The following is a 19,676-nucleotide window of genomic DNA, read 5'->3' as shown; positions in this document are numbered from 1 at the left end:
TTAAGGTCTCTAAAGGGTTGTTGAAGACTACAACGTTGATAGGTCGGGTGTGTAAGTGCTGCGAGGCATTGAGCTAACCGATACTAATTGCCCGTGAGGCTTAACCATACAACACCCAAGGGGTTTTACTTCTCATCAGAGAAGCATCGGACTCTACAAATACTTGAATGAGTATTGAGAACAACTAGTTAGATTTTCCCAGATTGCTATTTATTGCCTAACGGCGATAAATAAACAGAATTTGCTTGGCGACCATAGCGTTATGGACCCACCTGATCCCATGCCGAACTCAGTAGTGAAACGTAATAGCGCCGATGGTAGTGTGGGGTCTCCCCATGTGAGAGTAGGACATCGCCAGGCTTCCAATTCGTTTTCATCTTTTTAAGAAAAAGATGAAAATAAAAAATAGATATCTATTTGAACTATAGATATCGCATGTGGTGTTATCGCTCTTAGCCATCCATGGCTTCACGATATTAAAACATCCATGTTCGTCGGAGCGGTAGTTCAGTTGGTTAGAATACCGGCCTGTCACGCCGGGGGTCGCGGGTTCGAGTCCCGTCCGCTCCGCCACTTTATTAGAGAAACCTGAATCGAAAGATTCAGGTTTTTTTTCGTCTGTAGAAAATGAACATTATAGGGTAGTGAGCTAGGTGCTTTATTGGGAAGCAACTAGCTGCCTGCTATTTCGAGTCCCGCCCGTTTTAATAATTATTAAAAAAGCGGAGTAAAAAAAATTTAGGCTGTGTATCAGTATTGGTGAGCTACCGTAAAATATTTTAAAAGTAGTTCATTTAGTTGCTCTTGATACTCATCATGAGTCTGTGAACCAATTAGTTGGGCTAATTCCTGTCCTATTGGTGATAAACGATAATAGGTGAACGATGTCCCTTTTTTGATGGGTGATAAACTGTAAGACTCTGTATGGTAGTTGAAATTGAGTTTATCAGTGTAACTTATTAAGTTTGTTTCTAGCTCTGTACTTAATAGCAGCCCAAGTTCAGTTAAAATTAAAATAGACGAATAAGGTAAATGGTATTGGTTATAATCAATATGTGTTTGGTGACTTCGATGAAAACTAAAGCTGCTTGTTCGCTGTTTGATACTTGTGAGAAGTTTTTTATTTTTATCGTTACCAATGCAACAGGTAAGAGTAAGGACTTTTTGAAATAGAGCGGCTTCTCGATGTGTCATTGATAAGAGTATTTTTAACGTGCGAAGAGAGACTGAGCCTGGTTGAATGATCTCTTGTTTTAGAATTTTTGCCCACAGTTTTTGCATGGATGGAGTATGAATTTGTTGAGCCATCTCTATAAATCTTACTAACCAATCAGGATCAGGATCTCTCGCTGTCTCATCATTACATTGGTTATAGGCTTGTTTTATGATCTGCTCTAAATTTGATTGTTCTTGTTGTCGTTTTTGTTGAAGACGAACCTGTAATCTTTGTTTTAAAGTCCTCTCTTGAGTATTGTTAATTTCCCCATCGATAGCATATTTTTCTGCGATGCTTTTTATTTTTTTTTTACTGTCGGTTAATGTTTTTAACACTCCAAGCGCTCGATTATTTTCTATTGGTTTATCTATACTCTCTACTTTATTAGTCATACTTCTTTCATTCTCTTAACCAATCGTTAACTCATTTTTGTTATCTTGATCTCATGATTAGCAACGAACATAATGAGATGTTATCTTTGTGTTAATTTTAAGTAACTAATAATTACGGAGCATCCCATGAAAAAATTGAATCGATATATTACTGATCTTATTTTAGTCATTGGTTATTCAACGATCGTGAGTTACTTGCTTTGGTTTTTTAGTAAATAGTATATCGACTAGAGCTATCGTTTCTTTATTACTTTGAAAAAACTTAGCCACCCAGAGAGAGGTGACTAAAGTCTCATTATAAATTTTTACTCACTAAACCGATTACTTTTTTAATCTCACTAGGTGTCAGTTTGCCTTCTTTGGCGAATATGACTTTACCAGTCTTATTTACAACAAATACGGCAGAGCTTTCCTTTTTTAGATCCCATGTTTTTTGAACAATCCCATTGCTGTCCAGCACTATTGATGACCATGGGTATTCACGTTTACTGTCTTCTGTTGCTGATTTTACAAAGCCCCCCGTACCCCACATCGCATCATTTTGGTTAATGATCGTTGTTGTTTGGTACTCATTTTCCGGAAATTTTGCGGCAGAAATAGCTGCAACAAGTGGCGCGTTAAGCTCTTTGGCTGCACTGCGTCCAGCTATTGCGAATACGATACGCATTTTGCCTGTTAGTTTTGTACTTCTCCATGATTTGTAGCTAATCGCCTTATCTTTTAAAACAAGCTCACCTTTATTGGTAACTGTAACACCAGGTAATGAATCACCTAGCTTGATATTGGTAGCAAAGCTGATTGAAGGGGCTAAAGCTGCAAGTAAGATAAAGGTTGCTTTCAATTTCATGTGTTGCCTCTTTTTAGTCTGATTTGTGATTATGATAGTTAATCTTATTTGATCTGGTAGTACCAGAAGTTAATATTTGGGCTCTAAGTCGATCATTATTGTTACAAATTTCGTATTTATTGGAATATGGCAGGCTGTTTGCATTAAGTTTTAATGTGATGAAACAAAGTGATCGATTTGCGGTCTATATCTGTAACCGTTGAGTGAGGAAAATATGCTTAGAATCTTTAAAATTTACCGACCAAACCAAGTGGCTCGTTATGTAAAAAGCTATTTTAGAGGTCGTATTTTTATTATGGGGGTAGGTGGCTTTGAATTTGATAGTGGACGACTATTACCACCTAAGTCTGGTGATTTAAAAGCATTAAATGTATTAACTGAGGTGAATAAAGAGATTCAGGTACTATCAGGAATAGTTGTGTAATCACTAAAATCTAGCGTATTTCTCTCTAAATTGGAATACGAGTCAGATGTAAGTTTTACTTTGTTCCTGCTTTCGGCTAACAGAAAACTTGATCCTGCCATATGACAACACAAATATACTCCCTCCTATATAATGTATTCAGTTACAGAGCGGTATTAAATTATTTTTTCTCAAAAAAAGTTATTAATTGTTCTACAGTTGTTTTAGTTGCTGAAAGTAGTTTGAACCGTTTTCAGTACACTATTTATTTAGTGATAATTATTAATAATTCCAACAGGCTATAATACTGGCAATGAAGTTATAGTTAAGACTTAGAATACGTCTAATACGTCTAATACGTCTAATACGTCTAATACTTCTAATACTTCTATTAAAAAGATGGCATAAACTCGTGTTGAGGCACTGTTTTTCTTAATTTCATTGACCTTAGGTTACTTTTTTTTAGATTCATTTTGTTAATATTTATAAATAGGTAGCTGAAAATGGTTAAAAATTCTATTCGGTTCAATATTCATAAGTTTTCAGATGGCAAAGGTTGGAAGTTACTTATCGCTTTGCCACAATGGATTCGTAATTAATTCTAAATTTCGCAAAGAAGCACAATAGAATGAATAAAGTTTTTAAATGGCTGGGTGTGACATCATTTGCTTTGGTGCTATCGAGTCCAGTTATGGCCTCTTCATTGAAGATTAAAGGCTTAGATGGAAAAGTAGAAGATAATGTTGATGCTTATCTTTCTGCATTATCAAAGGATGATTATAGTGCGACATTGCGCTTTAAAGATCAGGTATTAAATGAAATTAGCGACGCGCTGCAGGCATTGGGCTATTACCAGCCAAAGTTTGATTATCAAGTCTCGGGTAGCGGCGCTAAAACTAAAATAGTGGTTACCGTTGATAAAGGTCCACGAGCGCATATTAGTAAAAGTAATCTGATTATTACTGGTGATGCTAAAAATGATCCTGCTTTTATTTCATTAGTAAAAAGCAGTGGTTTAGGGATTGGTGAACCGCTTAATCAAGGTAAATATGAGGCTTTTAAAGCATCATTAAAGAGCTTAGCACTTCGACGTGGTTATTTTGATTATGAATTAACGAAAAGTACATTAGAGGTGGTACCTAGTCGTAACGAGGTCTTTATCGATATTAATTTTGACTCAGGTCGACGTTATACCTTTGGTGAAACGACTTTTCAGGGAAGTCAAATTGATGATAACCGCTTACGTTCTATGATCCCTTACACGGAAGATGAACCTTATCTAGCTTCAAAACTGGGAGAGTACAATGAACGTTTGTCTAACGTTGGTTGGTTTTCTTCCATTTTTGTTGGTGGGGATGTAAAAGAGCGTAAAGATGATGCGATCCCTATTCATGTTGTTGTTACGCCACAAATAAAAAATCAATTTGAAACCGGTATTGGCTTTTCGACTGATACCGGCCCTCGTTTGAAGTTCAATTGGAAAAAACCGTGGATCACGAGTAAAGGCCATAGCTTTAACTTGAAATCCGAAATATCGAAAGATGAGCCAAAAGTTGAAGCGGTTTATAAGATCCCACTCGATGATGTGTTGAATGATTATTATCAAGTTGTCGGGGGCATACGTTATGTCGATACACACGATACGGTAAGTACACAATTTGGTATCGGGGTTGAACGTCATTGGCGTTTAGATTCGGGATGGAATCGTACTATTGCGCTTCGTTGGTTGACGGAGAAATATGAACAAGGTGGGATGGAAAAAGGTGTTTTCAATGTTTTGATGCCAGGATTGTCATACAGTAAAAGTAGTATGGTTGGAGGAATATTCCCGACCAGTGGGAGTAAATATAATTTTTCTGTTGATCTTGCTAATAAAAATGTTGGATCAAATACGACTTTTGCTCGAGTACAAGCAAAAAATGCTTGGATTCGTAGTTTTGGTGAAAATCAGCGTGGTATTTTGCGTTTAGATGGCGGTGCTATTATTAGTGATGGCATTCAAGATGTCCCACCTTCGTTACGTTATTTTATTGGTGGTGATAGTAGCCTTCGAGGCTATGGTTATCAGTCTATTTCTCCTCGTAATAGCCAAGGCAAAATGGAAGGCGGTCGTTATATGGCAACCTCTAGCATTGAATATCAACACCGTGTTTATGGTGATTGGTGGGGGGCTGTATTTTATGATTATGGTTCTGCTTGGAATACTACACCTGATTGGAAGCGTGGTGTCGGAGTCGGTGTTCGATGGGTTTCACCTGTAGGTCCTATTCGCCTTGATTTTGCTTGGGGCTTAGATAAGAACAAGAGCAATAATGATCGTTTCCTTAAACTGAGCAAAGATGAATTTCAGCTCCACTTTACTTTAGGTCCTGAATTATGATTTGGGTTAAGCGTATAGCACTTGGCGTATTAGCCTTATTATTATTATTAGTTATTGCTGTTGCTGCACTACTTTATACTCCTGCTGGTATTAAAGTTGCTGCATGGGGAGCGCAAAAAGCGCTTCCTGCCCTGTCGATTGGTGAATCGCAAGGCGCTTTGCTTGATGGTTTTGAATTTAAGAATGTCCGTTATAACGACGGTAATATAGATCTTGCTGTTAATAAGTTGAATTTAACATTAAATGATAGCTGTTTATTAACCCCTGAGATTTGTATTTCTGATCTAGGGGTGCAAGGTGTGAAGTTTTCAATGTCAAAACTTCCTCCTGCATCGGATAAGCCTGAACAACCTTCAGAGCCAGTCACTGAAATCTCAATGCCATTACCTATTCATATTGAGAAGGTAACGCTTGATGATATCGATTTAGATATCTTGGCGAATAAAGTGCGCTGGAAGCATTTCTCTACAGCAGCAGATTTACAAGGCAGTCATGTCACCTTAAAGCCAACGGATTGGGAAGGGATTTATTTATCATTAGCGCCATCTAAAACGGCTGATAAGAAGTCAGTTGCAGCGTCGAAATCAACGAAAAAAGCGGAAGCAATAAAACTGCCTGATGTTGTGCTACCGATGTCGTTTGATATTGAGCGCTTTACGGTAAAAGACTTCGAGTTAGCTGGCGAAACGCCACAAAAGATCTCGTTATTAGAGCTGATTGCGAATGCTAAAGACAGCGATATCAAGATTGATAAGTTGCAGGTAAATGCGCCTCAAGCGTCTTTAACCGCGAAAGCTGATGTGACGTTAACGGGAGATTACCCACTTTCATTAGATGCGAATGCAAAGATATCGATGAAGCCTGTTGAAGGACATCAGTTGCATTTAAAAGCATCAGGAACATTAGCGAAATTGGTACTTGATGCGACGTTAAAAGGTAAATTAGATGCGTTGGTTAAGGGTAAATTATCGCCGCTAGATCCGAATCTTCCTTTTGATGTGGTGGTATCCAGTAAGCATTTACAGTGGCCGATTGATAAAAAAGCAGAATTTACTGTTGCCAATACTGATATAAACGCCAAAGGTAGCTTAAAGGGGTTTACGTTTAATGCTAAAAGTAACGTAAATGGCACGCCTATGCCAAACGTGAAATTTAATTTGAAAGGTAAAGGTAACCTTGATTCGGTGAACTTATCTGCGCTGAATGTAGAGACCTTAGGTGGTTCTATTACCGGCAATGCAAAAGCAAGTTGGAAAGATCTTGTTAAATGGCAAGGCCAGCTCGCTTTTGCCAATATCCAGCCAGGTAAGCAATGGCCAGAAGCGGAAGGCAACGTAAGCGGTAAGTTAAATACATCGGGTGGTTTAACTGCAAAAGGTGGTTGGTTTATTAAATTGCCAGAACTTGCTGTTAATGGCTCCATCATGAAACAGCCTCTTGAGCTTCATGGTCAGCTTGATGCTTCTGATGTGACGGGTAAAGGTAAAGATCTTAAGTTTAAAACACAGGGCTTAACATTAAAGCATGGTCCTAATGGTTTAGTCGCGAAAGGTGAATTAGACAAGACGTGGAACGTTGTTGCTGATATTAAAGCGCCAGATTTATCTAAATCATTAGCGGACTTACATGGTCGTGTTAATGGTGAGGTGAAGTTATCAGGCAAAATGGCTGAACCGGATGTAACACTTGATCTTGAAGGTGATGATCTTGGTTGGCAAAAAGTCGCAAGCCTTGCGTCTTTTAAATTGAAAGGTAGCGTAACGCCATTACCAGCATTAAAAGCTGATATTAGTTTAAATGCTAAAAAAGGGAAATTTGATAGTGTTACGTTAGATGATATGGATGTGTTGTTTAAAGGCACAGAGCAAGATCATCGTTTAACGGTAAAAGTAAAAGGGGAGCCCGTTGGCACTGAATTACTTCTAACCGGTAAATTAGATCGTAAGACAGGCTGGCAAGGGATCTTGCAAAAAGGTGACTTTACGACTCCTGTTGGTGAGTGGGTATTAAACCATCCAACACCTATTCGTTATGATCTGAAAACTGCAATGGCAACTGTCGGTGCTCACTGTTGGCAACAAGGTAAAGCTGGCATTTGTTTAACTCAGGATCTGACTGCTGGTGCATCGGGTAATGCGCAGTTAGCAATAAAACGATTCAATTTTGATTTATTGAAATCATTTATTCCTGAGCAGATGAAGGTTAACGGCGAGCTTGGTGCGAACGTTGTCGCTAAATGGGCGCCAAAGAGTGCACCCTATGTGAAAGCCCAGATTTTGATGCCAAGCGGCAGTTTTACTCAACAAGTGGATACCGATGATGCCCCATTAGCGTTAGGCTGGGATAAAGTTACCGTCAATGCTGAGATGGAAAATGATGTTCTAAATGCTAATTGGTTAGTGGCGGTTAAAAATAATGGTGATTTATCCGGTAATGCTAAAATCACTGATCTACAAGGTGATAAGCGCATTAATGCTAATGTGAAATTAGATCGTTTTACACTTGCATTCTTAGAGCCTGTTATTAAAGACTACCATCAGTTTGGTGGTCAAGTTGATACTAACTTGCAAATAACCGGCCCAATCATGCACCCCGCAGTGAATGGTTTATTACAAGTCACGAAGCTAGAAGCAAGAGGGCGTAAAGTACCATTAGATGTTCAGAACGCTGATATCAAATTAGCCTTTAAGGGGTATAACGCAACGTTAATGGGGAATATTTATACTCCTGATGGGCAATTGCTGTTACGTGGTACTGGTGACTGGCAAGATATGGCGGCGTGGAAAACAGAATTAAATATTAATGGTAAAGAGTTACAAGTGAGTATGCCGCCAATGGTTTCCCTTAAGGTCTCTCCAGATCTCACCATTAAAGCAACACCTAAATCTGCAGATATTAGCGGAAAGGTGGGGATTCCATGGGGACGTATTACGGTTAATCAATTACCAAAATCTGCGATCGCGGTTTCTAAAGATCAGGTCATTTTAAAAGATAACCTAGAACCAGTTGAACCGAAAAAATCTGTGCCGTTTGATATTACAACCAATATTATGGTGCATGTTGGTGATGACGTGAAGTTATCAGCGTTTGGTTTAAAAGCTGGTTTATTCGGTGATTTGAATGTTCGCCAAGATGGTAAAGGGCCAATGATTTACGGTGAAGTGAATATTGCCAAAGGGTCGTTTTATCGAGCTCTGGGACAGGAATTACTTATCCGTAAAGGGCAGATATTATTTAACGGTCCTGCAGATCAACCATTCCTGTCGATAGAAGCGATTCGTGATCCTGATAATATCGAAGATGATGTTATTGCTGGTGTGAAGGTGACAGGCTCTGCAGATAAACCGGAAGTAACGATTTTCTCTGATCCGGCTATGCCACAACAAAATGCTTTATCGTATATTTTAACTGGCCGTAATCTTGATAGTGAGGATGATGGTGGTTCGGGTAATGCGATGACGACGGCATTGATAGGTATGGGACTGGCGCAAAGTGGTCAACTTGTTGGTGATGTTGGTGAAGCCGTTGGGATCAAAGATCTTAGTTTATCTACCGCTGGGGCTGGCGACGACTCACAAGTCACTGTTAGTGGTTATATTGCACCAGGACTACAGGTGAAATATGGCGTAGGCTTATTTAATGATGTAGATGAGTTTACAGTACGTTATCGCTTGATGAAGAATTTATATATCGAAGCAGTGAATGGTCTCGATCAGGCTGTGGACTTGCTTTACCAATTTGAATTTAATTAATCATTAGTGATGCCATCTAATAAAAAACCCAATGCTTGCATTGGGTTTTTTTATGTTTGTAGCATGCGTTTAGTCCTTTGGTTTAGTTCGGAGGAGTTGTTGGTAACTTATGCCGTTAAATGTGTTTTTATAGCCAAGAGAATATAACTCAGCTTCTGCTATTTCAGCACGTCGGCCTGAGCGGCAGTAGAGTAATATCGGTTTGGACTTGTCTGTCAAATATTCTGAAATTGTAGCGATCTGTTCAAAAGGAATGTTAACAGCGTTAGGAATATGTCCAGCGGCAAATTCATCGGCTGTTCTTACATCAACAATGATAGGGTTATGTGCTTGCTCTAGTTGCCAAAATTCATCTGGGGTGACATTTTTAGCAAATGAAATAGCGGTAAAAAAAGTTAAAAATACCGCGAGTAAACCACGTTTATTTTTCATTATATTTTACCGCTATTAATAAGTGTTATTAGCTAATTACTTTTTTTGAGCACGTTCAAAGGAAGTCAGAATTTCAGCTTTTGCTGCTTCTGCATTATCCCAGCCTTCTACTTTTACCCACTTGTTTGGCTCAAGCTCTTTGTAGCGCTCGAAGAAGTGAGTGATTTGTGCTTTAAGTAATTCAGGCAGATCATTCACATCTTGGATATGATCATATTCTTTACTTAGTTTGCTGTGAGGCACGGCAACGATTTTTGCATCTTCACCTGATTCATCTGTCATCTTCAACACGCCAACAGGACGACAGCGGATCACTGCGCCCGGAACGAGTGGATGTGGCGTTGGTACGAGTACATCGACCGGATCACCATCAAGCGATAGCGTGTGGTTAACGTAACCATAGTTACACGGATAAAACATCGGGCTAGACATAAAACGGTCAACAAAAATAGCACCACTGTCTTTGTCTACTTCATATTTAATCGGATCTGCATTTGCAGGGATTTCAATAACAACGTAAATATCTTCTGGGATATCCTTGCCAGCAGGGACCTGATTAAGGCTCATGACTAATTCCTTCTAAGGTTAATGAAATGTGTTGTTTGTTAAAATTATAATGAATGTAAACAAAAACAAAAGCAAATCATCATCGTTGATGTGTCGCGCCTTTAAATGCGCGACATGTATCGAGTTAACAGTTAGTTTTCTGGATATTCACGTAACAAACTTTCGACTTTTTCGACCATATTGGTTGAGCCAACAAAAAAGGGTACGCGCTGATGTAGTTCGGTTGGTGGAATATCTAAGATCCGCTGAAAACCATTCGTTGCTTTACCGCCAGCCTGCTCGACAATAAATGCCATGGGATTACATTCGTAAAGTAAACGTAACTTACCATTAGGGTAACTGGCGGTACTTGGGTAGAGATAAATCCCACCTTTTAATAAATTACGATGAAAGTCAGCAACTAACGAGCCTATGTAGCGTGATGTGTAAGGTCGTTTTTCTTCTGGCACAGCTTCTTGGCAATATTTAATGTACTGTTTTACACCGGTAGGAAAACGAATGTAATTACCTTCGTTAATCGAGTAAATGACGCCATCTTGTGGAATGGTCATATTCTCATGAGAGAGACAAAAACTCCCTAATGAGGGATCATAGGTAAAACCATGAACACCATTGCCCGTGGTATAAACGAGCATAGTGGATGAGCCATAAATGACATACCCAGCAGCAACTTGTTGGTTGCCGGTTTGCAGAAAGTCTTCTTTTGTTGGAGGAGAGCCGACAGGGGAAACTCGGCGATAAATGGAAAATATCGTTCCCACAGAGACGTTAACATCAATATTAGATGAACCATCGAGTGGGTCCATTAAAACAACGTATTTTGCATTTAAATTTAATGGCTTATCAAATCCAACAGCTTCATCTTCTTCTTCACTCGCAATACCACAGACTTGATCCCTTGCTTCAAGAGCGGCTTTAAATTTATCGTTGGCATAGACATCGAGCTTTTGTTGCTCTTCGCCTTGGATGTTGTTCTCGCCGACCGTACCTGTAATATCGACCAATCCTGCTTTGTTAATTTCTCGGTTGACGATTTTAGCTGCGAGTTTAATTGACCCTAATAGGGATGAAAGCTCGCCACTTGCATGAGGAAAGTCACTCTGTTTCTCGACAATGAATTCACCAAGCGTTCTAATATCAGTCATAAACATTCCTTTCATCATGTTGTCATATAATCGGGTGAAGAGAGTAGAATATAGCACTTGATAAACTCACCTGCGGGTGAGTGGAAGTGCTAAATCGTATTTTTTGTTATATAAGAAATTGTATATAAAGATCTTTTTTATGGTAACGAAGTAACGTGAAAGCGTGAAACTAACCGAATTAATCACGGAGCCAGCAGCAATGCATATTCATATTTTAGGTATTTGCGGTACATTCATGGGCGGTGCTGCAATGCTTGCAAGGCAGTTAGGCCATAAAGTCACTGGCTCTGACGCCAATGTGTATCCACCGATGAGTACCATGTTAGAAGCCCAAGGTATTGAAATTATCCAAGGGTATGATCCGAAACAACTTGATCCTGCTCCTGATCTCGTGGTGATTGGTAATGCAATGAGTCGTGGTAACCCTTGTGTTGAGTATGTCCTTAACAGCAATCTACGTTACACCTCAGGCCCACAATGGTTACAAGAGTATTTATTACATGATCGTTGGGTAATGGCGGTATCGGGCACTCACGGTAAAACAACAACAGCAAGCATGTTGGCGTGGATTTTGGAAGATTGTGGTTATCAACCGGGGTTTTTAGTCGGTGGTGTGCTGGGGAACTTCGGTATTTCAGCGCGTTTAGGGGAAAGCATGTTCTTCGTGGTGGAAGCGGATGAATATGACAGTGCTTTTTTTGATAAGCGTTCGAAGTTTGTACATTACCATCCTAGAACCTTAATCATGAATAATTTGGAATTTGATCATGCTGATATTTTCGATGATCTTAAAGCTATCCAACGTCAGTTCCATCATCTCGTACGTACAGTGCCTGGTAATGGTCGCATTTTAGCGCCAAAAGGGGTGAAAAATATTGATGAAACGCTAGAGATGGGCTGCTGGAGTGAATTGGAATATATTGGTGGTGATGGACACTGGCGCGCAGAAAAGCACCATGCCGATGGCAGTGTATTTGATGTGTATTTAGATAGCGATATGGTGGGTACCGTACATTGGCCTTTAGTGGGTGATCACAACGTTAATAATGCCTTAATGGCTATCGCTGCGGCACGCCATGTTGGAGTTACGCCAGATCTTGCATGTGAAGCCTTAGCTAAATTTATTAATACTAAGCGTCGTCTTGAGCTTAAAGGCGAAGTTAACGGTGTAACGGTTTATGATGATTTTGCTCATCACCCAACCGCTATCGAGTTAACGTTAGGTGGGTTACGTGCAAAGGTGAACCAATCGCGTATTTTAGCCGTATTAGAACCTCGCTCTAACACCATGAAGTTAGGGGTACATAAAGATGATCTTGCTCCTTCTTTACATGCTGCAGATGAAGTTTTTTTCTTCCAACCGCCAAATATTCCATGGTCAGTAGAAGAGATTGCTGAGCAATGTTCACAGCCTGCTTATTGCAGCGCAGATTTAGATGATTTGGTCAATAACATTACAAACAAAGCACAACCGGGCGATACTATTTTAGTGATGAGTAACGGTGGTTTTGGTGGTATTCATGATAAGTTATTGGCAGCACTAGCTAAATAATAGGAAAACGTAATGACAGATAAACGTATAACGCTAGCATGGACAGGCGCATCGGGTGCACCTTACGGACTACGTTTATTAGAATGTTTATTAGCGGCTGATTATCAGGTGTATTTATTGATTTCATCTGCGGCACGTGTGGTTTTAGCAACAGAGCATGGTTTGAAATTATCAGCATCGCCTGATAAAGCACGAGAACAATTAGCGGTTCATTTAAATGGTAATGCTGATAAATTAACTGTTTGTGGCAAAGATGATTGGTTTTCTCCTGTTGCGTCTGGCTCTGCTGCACCGAAACAAATGGTTGTTTGCCCATGCTCGGCTGGATCCTTGGCTTCCATTGCTTATGGCATGTCAGAAAATTTGATTGAGCGTGCTGCTGATGTAGTGATTAAAGAACGTGGTCAATTGGTGCTGGTGGTACGTGAAACACCATTTTCGACCATTCATTTAGAAAATATGCTTAAGCTTTCTCAGCTTGGGGCTACTATCATGCCTGCCGCTCCTGGCTTTTATCATCAACCACAATCGATTGATGATTTAATTGATTTTATGGTCGCAAGGATCTTGGATCATTTAGGCGTTAAGCAAGGTTTAGTCCCGCGATGGGGATATGATCAACGCGCATAATGTTAAATATTTAAGCCCGTAATTAATCTTACGGGCTTTTTTAATCTTGTTCGTTAGAGGGAAAAAATCCAGCTTCTTGATAATAACGTACAGCACCTGGATGGAAAGGAACCGATAATCCGTTTTGGAGCATGTCAGCCTTAGTTAAATTGGCAAAGGCAGGATGAAGTCGTTTAAAGGTATCAAAATTGTTAAAGATAGATTTTGTTAGCGCATAAACGGTTTCTTCAGAGACATCTGTACTTGAAATTAATGTTGCTGACACGCCAAAACTTTCAGTATCCCCTTTAATTCCCTTATAAAAACCTTTAGGAGTCATTGATTTGGTATAAAAAGGATGATCGGCAATGATCTTTTCGATATTTGTCCCAGTGGTTGGAATTAATTTCGCATTACAATAGACTGCGGCTTCTTTTATTGCCCCGTTTGGATGGCCAACAAGATTGATATACGCATCAATTTTGTTATTACATAGTGCTTCTGAGCGTTCCTCGGCTGGGATCGAGATAAGCTTAAAATCAGAATATGTCCAACCAAGGCTATCCATAACAATTTCCATGGTTGCTCGATCGCCTGATCCTGCCTCACCAATATTGATCCGCTTTCCTTTAAGATCATCAAGATTATTTATGCCTGAATCTTTACGAACAATAATATTAAAAGGCTCATCATGTAGTGAAAAGATAGCCCTCATCTTGCTATAAGGACCTTGGTCTTTAAACTGGTTCGTACCGTTATAGCCATGAAATTGCCAATCAGATTGAACAACACTAAATTCAAATTGTTTATCTTTGAGTTTATTGATGTTGTAGATAGAGCCGGTGGTTGATTCAACCAAACAACGCAGATTATGTTGCAGTCGTCCTTGATTCACTAATTTACAAATCGCACCGCCTGCAGGGTAATAAACACCATTGATAGGTCCTGTGCCAATTGTGATAAAACGTTGAGCGTGTGCTGTCGATACGATGAAATAACAACTTAAACTAAATAGCCCAAGCATCATTCTTTTCTTTAATGTCATGAATGAATCCTTTCTAATCATGATGGTCAATGGATACGAATGAGAGCGTATTAAAGAATATTTTTGCTATTTATCATAACAAATGACAGTAGTCTGAGGTTTTTTTGTCTGTGCTTCACCACTCAAATTAAGTAATAAGCAAGATGAAAAGAGATAAACTTGAAATAAAGAACAAGAGTCAGAGATAGGGAATAAAAGTAGGCAAAGAGCCGGGTCTATTTGTTATGTCACTCAATGATGAAAATAAATAGACCCAAGGTATTACTTACTGTAATCAAATAGTTCACAAACAGAATCGTAAAGCTCTTCTGCTGTTACGCTACTCGTTGGTGTAATAAAGATCGTATCATCACCCGCAACTACGCCAAGGATGCCTTCGGCTTTACCTAAAGAATCTAATAAGCGAGCAATCACTTGTGCAGCGCCTGGACCTGTGTGAATAACAACAAGTGCGCTGTTATAACCAACATCCATGACAAGATCTTTTAATGGGCTGCTTGTTGTGGGTACGCCGAGTTCAACAGGTAAGCAATACACCATTTCCATTTTTGCATTGCGTGTTCGTACTGCACCGAATTTCGTCAGCATACGAGAAACTTTAGACTGGTTGATATTATCGAAACCTTGCGCTTTCAATGTATCAACAATCTCACCTTGAGAACTGAATTTTTCTTCTTTTAGAATGAGTTTAAACGCTTTTACTAAGCGCTCTTGTTTATCTGAATTTCGCATAAATAAATATTATCTACAGAGATGAGGTGGGGTATTTTTGCATAACCTATCACTAAGTAGCAAACAAACTGCATGAAATCTGATTTTTGTATTATCAGGTGTTAATGTTCAGCATAAGGTAAGAAATAATCTTTGTCGTTGTTTTTATTAGATAACATTTGTTTAAAACTGCTTAAATTCTCACTTTTTTGCATGAAAGTTGTTTTTGTTGTGACAAGATCGGATGAAAAAAAAGGGTTTCTGCGCAACTTCGCAAAGCGCGCGGCTGAAGATTGTATTTGTTATCGGCTTGCTATAACGTCCTTCTATTGTGCTTATCTTATGCAATGAAAATTGGCTTAAGTAAGATGTATTAATAAAAAAAGATACTTCTATCGTAAAGGAGAACGAACATGAAAGTTGCTGTAATTGGCGCTGCTGGTGGAATCGGTCAAGCTCTTGCTCTGCTATTAAAAAACCATCTTCCAGCAGGTTCAGATCTTGCTCTATATGACATTGCACCAGTAACGCCTGGTGTTGCAGCCGATCTTAGCCATATCCCAACCCCTGTAACTATTAAAGGTTATGCAGGTGAAGATCCTACTCCAGCATTAGAAGGCGCTGACGTTGTCCTTATTTCTGCAGGTGTAGCGCGTAAACCGGGTATGGATCGTGCTGATCTTTTCAATGTAAATGCCGGTATTGTTAAATCTCTAGCAGAAAAAATTGCTGTAGTATGTCCTGATGCTTGTATTGGTATTATTACTAACCCTGTAAATACAACAGTGCCTATCGCAGCTGATGTACTTAAAAAAGCAGGTGTGTATAACAAGCGTAAGCTGTTTGGTATTACAACACTTGATGTTATCCGCTCTGAGACGTTTGTTGCTGAATTAAAAGATAAGTCGCCTTGTGATATTAGTGTTCCAGTAATTGGTGGTCACTCAGGTGTAACTATTTTACCGTTGCTATCACAAGTTGAAGGTGTTGAGTTTACTGACGAAGAAGTAAAAGCATTAACACCACGTATTCAAAATGCAGGTACTGAAGTTGTTGAAGCAAAGGCGGGTGGCGGCTCAGCAACCTTGTCTATGGGCCAAGCGGCATGTCGTTTTGGTTTAGCGCTAGTACGTGCATTACAAGGTGAGCAAGGTGTTGTTGAATGTGCTTACGTTGAAGGTGATGGGCAGCATGCACGTTTCTTCGCACAACCTGTATTGTTGGGTAAAGATGGTATTGAAGAAGTAATGGATTACGGTTCATTAAGTGACTTTGAGCAATCCGCGATGGACAGCATGCTAGATACGCTTAAGGGTGATATTGCTCTAGGCGAAGAGTTCGCTGCAAAGTAACCAGCTTGAATAGTAGAATAAGAAAAAGCGGCGATTAAGCCGCTTTTTTATTGCCTGCGAGAAGTCTTTTCTAATAATAACGATCACAGCCTGTGTGCAATTGCGGTTGATCAGTGATCTCGTTGCATTCAATGGAACGCAGTTGATGATCGTTCTTATGCTCAATGATTACGGCGTTATTTTGTTGATCAATGCCGATCACTTTCCCCACGCCATGTAATGATTCTACCCACATACCAATCTTTAATTGGGTTATTTCCATTATTCACTCCCACTTACCAGCAAAAGAAATAAACTAATACCAATTATAAATCATAGTGATCATCTGATTTTTAGAGATAAAAAAACCTGCCACATTGGCAGGCTCTATGATGCTAAATTGAAGACTTATTTATTACGCTGTACAGCCATGTGTGCTAGTGCAACTAAGGCTTCTTTGTACTTAGAGTCTGCAATAGGTGCTAAAGCCGCAATGGCTTTCTCTGCTTCTTCTTCTGCACGTTGTTGGGTGTACTCAAGTGAACCATGTTCGTGCATAGCAGCTAAAATAGCATCAAGCTTTTCCATCCCATTTGCTTTTTCAATAGCTTCGCGAATCATGGTTGATTGCTCGGTATTACCATGGTGCATAGCATGGAGCAGTGGTAAAGTTGGCTTACCTTCTGCTAAATCGTCACCGACGTTTTTCCCCATTTCTTTACCATCAGCAATGTAATCTAATACATCGTCGATAAGTTGGAATGCCGTGCCTAAATAACGACCGTATTCTTGAAGTGCTAACTCAATTTCAGCTGGTGCTTGGGCAATAATGGCTGCGATTTGAGTTGAAGCTTCAAACAAGCGTGCTGTTTTTGAATAGATCACTTGCATGTAGCTATCTTCGGTGGTGTTAGGATCATTACAATTCATTAATTGTAGAACTTCACCTTCAGCGATCACATTGGTTGCTTCACTCATGATGTCGAGGATCTTTAATGATCGTAGGCTAGTCATCATTTGAAATGAACGTGTGTAAATGTAGTCACCGACTAAAACACTGGCTGCATTACCAAACGCTGCGTTGGCTGTTTCTTTACCACGACGCATGTTTGATTCATCGACAACATCATCGTGTAATAATGTTGCTGTATGAATAAATTCAATAAAAGCAGCAGCTGTAGTGTGTTGATCACCGTCATAGCCCAAAGCTCGCGCTGCCAAAACAGCCAGCATTGGGCGTAGACGTTTGCCACCACTACTGACAATGTAGAAGCCTAGTTGATTGATAAGCACAACCTCTGAGTTAAGTTGTGCTTGTATCTTCGCGTCGACCTCGGCCATATCGTTGGCGGTGAGCGCTTGGATAGCTTTGAAATCCATTAATACATCCAGCAAGATTGTTGGCCACGTAGGGCGGTAAAGTGATTCGAATGGTTTATCGAATCTTACACTAAAATAGCACTATCGTCATAACCCCAACGTGCGCTATTTCAAAGACTTTTTTTGTTGAGCAGCTTTTCATCAATTTTCTTTCTATAATGGCTTGCCAGAATAACTCTTTTCGCGTAACATTCGCGCCCTATTGATGACAAGATTAAGCGCATACCCATTGCCTTTTTTATGTGGCAAATGGCCTATGCGGACAAGCGGAGTAAGACATGTACGCTGTTTTCCAAAGTGGTGGTAAACAACACCGTGTAAGCGAAGGCCAAACCTTACGCTTAGAAAAACTAGACGCTGAAACTGGCGCTAGCATTGAATTTGACTCAGTACTTTTAGTAGCTAATGGCGAAGAAGTATCTGTAGGCGCACCTTTTGTGGCTGGCGGTAAAGTAACTGCTGAAGTTGTTACTCACGGTCGTGGCGATAAAGTTAAAATCGTTAAGTTCCGTCGTCGTAAGCACTCTCGTAAGCAAATGGGCCACCGTCAGTGGTTCACTGAAGTCAAAATTACTGGCATCAGCGCTTAATAATAGGAGAATTTAAAGATGGCACACAAAAAAGCTGGCGGTTCTACTAACAACGGTCGCGATTCAGAAAGCAAACGCCTAGGTGTTAAGCGTTTTGGTGGCGAATCAGTTCTAGCAGGTAACATCATCGTTCGTCAACGTGGTACTAAGTTCCACGCTGGTAACAATGTTGGCCTAGGTAAAGACCACACTCTATTCGCTCTATCTGATGGTAAAGTGAAGTTCGAAGTTAAAGGTCCTAAGAACCGTAAATTCGTATCTATCGAAGCTGAATAATATTCAACTTTGACACGAAGATTAAAGCCCTGCCTATTGGCGGGGCTTTTTATATCTGGAGGGTTTATGCGAGATCGTGGCCCAATGATCGGTTTTTTTCTTGCATTAACAACGGCTGTCTTTTGGGGCGCGTTACCAATAGCAATGAAGCAAGCTGTTGAAGTGATGGACCCTTTCACTATTGTTTGGTATCGCTTTATTACGGCATCTGTCGGTTTAGGTTTATTATTAAGCTGGAAAAAGCAGTTACCAACAATTTCAAATTTAGGCCGAGCTGGTGGGCTAGTGTTACTGATTGCAAGTATTGGTCTTGCGGGTAACTTTGTCCTGTTCAATAGCTCGCTAAAATATCTTAATCCACCTGTGGTACAGGTAATCATTCAATTAGCTCCAGTGGGCTTATTGGTGACCAGTGCATGGGTATTTAAAGAAAAGCTTGCTAAGCACCAGATTATTGGTGTGATTTGTTTATTGGCTGGCTTACTACTGTTTTTTAATGAACGCTTAATTGAGTTATTTACCAGTTTTTCTGGTTATACTTTAGGTGTGAGTTTAGCTGTGGCGGCTGCTATTGTGTGGGTAATATATGGCCTTGCGCAGAAGTGGTTATTAAAGCAATTTACATCAGCGCAAATTTTGCTGATGATCTATGTGATCTGTGCTTTGATCCTTACGCCAGTAGCGCAACCAGAACAAATCTATGCAATGGATAATCGTCAACTTGCGATGTTGGCATTCTGTTGTATTAATACGCTTGTTGGCTATGGTGCTTTCGCTGAAGCGATGTCACGCTGGCAAGCCTCACAAGTGAGTGCAGTGATCACACTGACTCCTTTGTTTACGATATTATTTGTCGATCTTGCGAGCCTTGCTCTACCACAATACGTTGCGCCAGTAACGTTGAACATCTGGGGTTACCTTGGTGCGATGGTGGTGGTAAGTGGTGCGATATGCTGTGCTATAGGCCATAAATTTATTCGCCAGCACAAATAATCTAGGTCGATGACAATAATTACTACGCCATGATGAGTTAGTGATCATGGCTGTA

At 39.9% G+C, this 19,676-nt stretch carries 18 protein-coding genes, 1 tRNA gene and 2 rRNA genes; 12 read left to right on the top strand and 9 right to left on the bottom strand.

The window, feature by feature from the left end; all coding sequences use genetic code 11:
• The 3 genes from C9J45_RS13715 to C9J45_RS13705 all read left to right on the top strand — a co-directional run.
• Positions 1-108 (top strand): 23S ribosomal RNA (locus tag C9J45_RS13715); the annotation flags it as partial.
• A gap of 136 nt (positions 109-244) precedes the next feature.
• Positions 245-360 (top strand): 5S ribosomal RNA (rrf, locus tag C9J45_RS13710).
• 136 nt (positions 361-496) lie between these two features.
• Positions 497-573: transfer RNA gene (locus C9J45_RS13705), tRNA-Asp, on the top strand.
• A gap of 177 nt (positions 574-750) precedes the next feature.
• On the opposite strand, the gene C9J45_RS13700 is transcribed toward C9J45_RS13705, so the two are convergent.
• Both C9J45_RS13700 and C9J45_RS13695 read right to left on the bottom strand, forming a co-directional pair.
• Complete coding sequence (locus tag C9J45_RS13700) at positions 751-1,608, bottom strand: TIGR03899 family protein (protein WP_107260850.1); 858 nt, start codon at positions 1,606-1,608, stop codon at positions 751-753.
• A 295-nt stretch (positions 1,609-1,903) separates the two neighbouring features.
• A complete protein-coding gene (locus C9J45_RS13695) occupies positions 1,904-2,455 on the bottom strand; it encodes a YtfJ family protein (RefSeq protein WP_107260852.1) in 552 nt (183 codons plus the stop codon).
• 214 nt (positions 2,456-2,669) lie between these two features.
• Between C9J45_RS13695 and C9J45_RS13690 the strand changes: the two genes are divergently transcribed.
• The 3 genes from C9J45_RS13690 to C9J45_RS13680 all read left to right on the top strand — a co-directional run bounded on the left by C9J45_RS13690 (position 2,670) and on the right by C9J45_RS13680 (position 8,990).
• Entirely contained in the window at positions 2,670-2,879 is a 210-nt protein-coding gene (locus tag C9J45_RS13690; RefSeq protein ID WP_107207617.1) for a DUF1107 domain-containing protein, read from the top strand.
• Between the two features lie 607 nt (positions 2,880-3,486).
• Positions 3,487-5,238: an autotransporter assembly complex family protein gene (locus C9J45_RS13685; RefSeq protein WP_107207618.1), complete on the top strand. Its 1,752-nt coding sequence runs from the start codon at positions 3,487-3,489 to the stop codon at positions 5,236-5,238.
• Positions 5,235-8,990, top strand: coding sequence for a translocation/assembly module TamB domain-containing protein (locus tag C9J45_RS13680; RefSeq protein ID WP_107292657.1), 3,756 nt, complete (start codon positions 5,235-5,237; stop codon positions 8,988-8,990). Before C9J45_RS13685 ends, C9J45_RS13680 begins: the two co-directional genes overlap by 4 nt.
• A 69-nt stretch (positions 8,991-9,059) precedes the next feature.
• On the opposite strand, the gene C9J45_RS13675 is transcribed toward C9J45_RS13680, so the two are convergent.
• The 3 genes from C9J45_RS13675 to fbp form a co-directional block, all read right to left on the bottom strand.
• Entirely contained in the window at positions 9,060-9,422 is a 363-nt protein-coding gene (locus C9J45_RS13675; protein WP_107247494.1) for a rhodanese-like domain-containing protein, read from the bottom strand.
• A gap of 36 nt (positions 9,423-9,458) precedes the next feature.
• Positions 9,459-9,989, bottom strand: coding sequence for an inorganic diphosphatase (gene ppa / locus C9J45_RS13670; RefSeq protein WP_105059407.1), 531 nt, complete (start codon positions 9,987-9,989; stop codon positions 9,459-9,461).
• A gap of 131 nt (positions 9,990-10,120) precedes the next feature.
• A complete protein-coding gene (fbp, locus tag C9J45_RS13665; RefSeq protein ID WP_107247493.1) occupies positions 10,121-11,134 on the bottom strand; it encodes a class 1 fructose-bisphosphatase in 1,014 nt (337 codons plus the stop codon).
• 199 nt (positions 11,135-11,333) lie between these two features.
• Here fbp and mpl point away from each other — a divergent pair, with 199 nt between their 5' ends.
• Together mpl and C9J45_RS13655 are read left to right on the top strand one after the other, a co-directional pair.
• Positions 11,334-12,686: a UDP-N-acetylmuramate:L-alanyl-gamma-D-glutamyl-meso-diaminopimelate ligase gene (gene mpl, locus C9J45_RS13660; RefSeq protein WP_105061285.1), complete on the top strand. Its 1,353-nt coding sequence runs from the start codon at positions 11,334-11,336 to the stop codon at positions 12,684-12,686.
• Between the two features lie 12 nt (positions 12,687-12,698).
• Entirely contained in the window at positions 12,699-13,316 is a 618-nt protein-coding gene (locus C9J45_RS13655; protein WP_107207622.1) for a flavin prenyltransferase UbiX, read from the top strand.
• A gap of 40 nt (positions 13,317-13,356) precedes the next feature.
• Here C9J45_RS13655 and C9J45_RS13650 read toward each other — a convergent pair whose 3' ends face one another.
• Entirely contained in the window at positions 13,357-14,340 is a 984-nt protein-coding gene (locus C9J45_RS13650) for a TAXI family TRAP transporter solute-binding subunit (RefSeq protein ID WP_107260864.1), read from the bottom strand.
• 261 nt (positions 14,341-14,601) lie between these two features.
• Positions 14,602-15,072 carry a transcriptional regulator ArgR gene (gene argR / locus C9J45_RS13645; RefSeq protein WP_045083547.1) on the bottom strand — a complete coding sequence of 157 codons (471 nt, stop codon included), beginning with the start codon at positions 15,070-15,072 and terminating at the stop codon, positions 14,602-14,604.
• Between the two features lie 392 nt (positions 15,073-15,464).
• On the opposite strand from argR, the gene mdh reads away from it, so the two are divergent.
• The gene (gene mdh, locus C9J45_RS13640; RefSeq protein ID WP_107207624.1) at positions 15,465-16,403 is read left to right on the top strand and encodes a malate dehydrogenase; all 939 of its coding nucleotides are present in this window, start codon (positions 15,465-15,467) and stop codon (positions 16,401-16,403) included.
• Positions 16,404-16,473: 70 nt separating this feature from the next.
• On the opposite strand, the gene C9J45_RS13635 is transcribed toward mdh, so the two are convergent.
• Both C9J45_RS13635 and ispB read right to left on the bottom strand, forming a co-directional pair.
• On the bottom strand, positions 16,474-16,665 hold the full coding sequence (locus C9J45_RS13635) for a hypothetical protein (protein WP_107207625.1): 192 nt from the start codon (positions 16,663-16,665) through the stop codon (positions 16,474-16,476).
• Positions 16,666-16,790: 125 nt separating this feature from the next.
• Positions 16,791-17,762 carry an octaprenyl diphosphate synthase gene (gene ispB / locus C9J45_RS13630; protein ID WP_107292656.1) on the bottom strand — a complete coding sequence of 324 codons (972 nt, stop codon included), beginning with the start codon at positions 17,760-17,762 and terminating at the stop codon, positions 16,791-16,793.
• Between the two features lie 278 nt (positions 17,763-18,040).
• Here ispB and rplU point away from each other — a divergent pair, with 278 nt between their 5' ends.
• The 3 genes from rplU to C9J45_RS13615 all read left to right on the top strand — a co-directional run bounded on the left by rplU (position 18,041) and on the right by C9J45_RS13615 (position 19,621).
• Positions 18,041-18,352 (top strand): 50S ribosomal protein L21, encoded by a 312-nt coding sequence (rplU, locus tag C9J45_RS13625; protein WP_005369904.1) that lies wholly within the window; start codon positions 18,041-18,043, stop codon positions 18,350-18,352.
• 18 nt (positions 18,353-18,370) lie between these two features.
• The gene (rpmA, locus tag C9J45_RS13620) at positions 18,371-18,628 is read left to right on the top strand and encodes a 50S ribosomal protein L27 (RefSeq protein WP_005369901.1); all 258 of its coding nucleotides are present in this window, start codon (positions 18,371-18,373) and stop codon (positions 18,626-18,628) included.
• A 66-nt stretch (positions 18,629-18,694) separates the two neighbouring features.
• Positions 18,695-19,621, top strand: a complete 927-nt coding sequence (locus tag C9J45_RS13615) for a DMT family transporter (RefSeq protein ID WP_005369900.1) — start codon at positions 18,695-18,697, stop codon at positions 19,619-19,621.
• Positions 19,622-19,676: the final 55 nt, after the last annotated feature.

The organism is Photobacterium sp. GB-1, from assembly GCF_003026165.1.
In the GTDB taxonomy this organism is placed as follows: Bacteria; Pseudomonadota; Gammaproteobacteria; order Enterobacterales; family Vibrionaceae; genus Photobacterium.
This window is presented reverse-complemented; position numbering and strand designations above follow the sequence as displayed.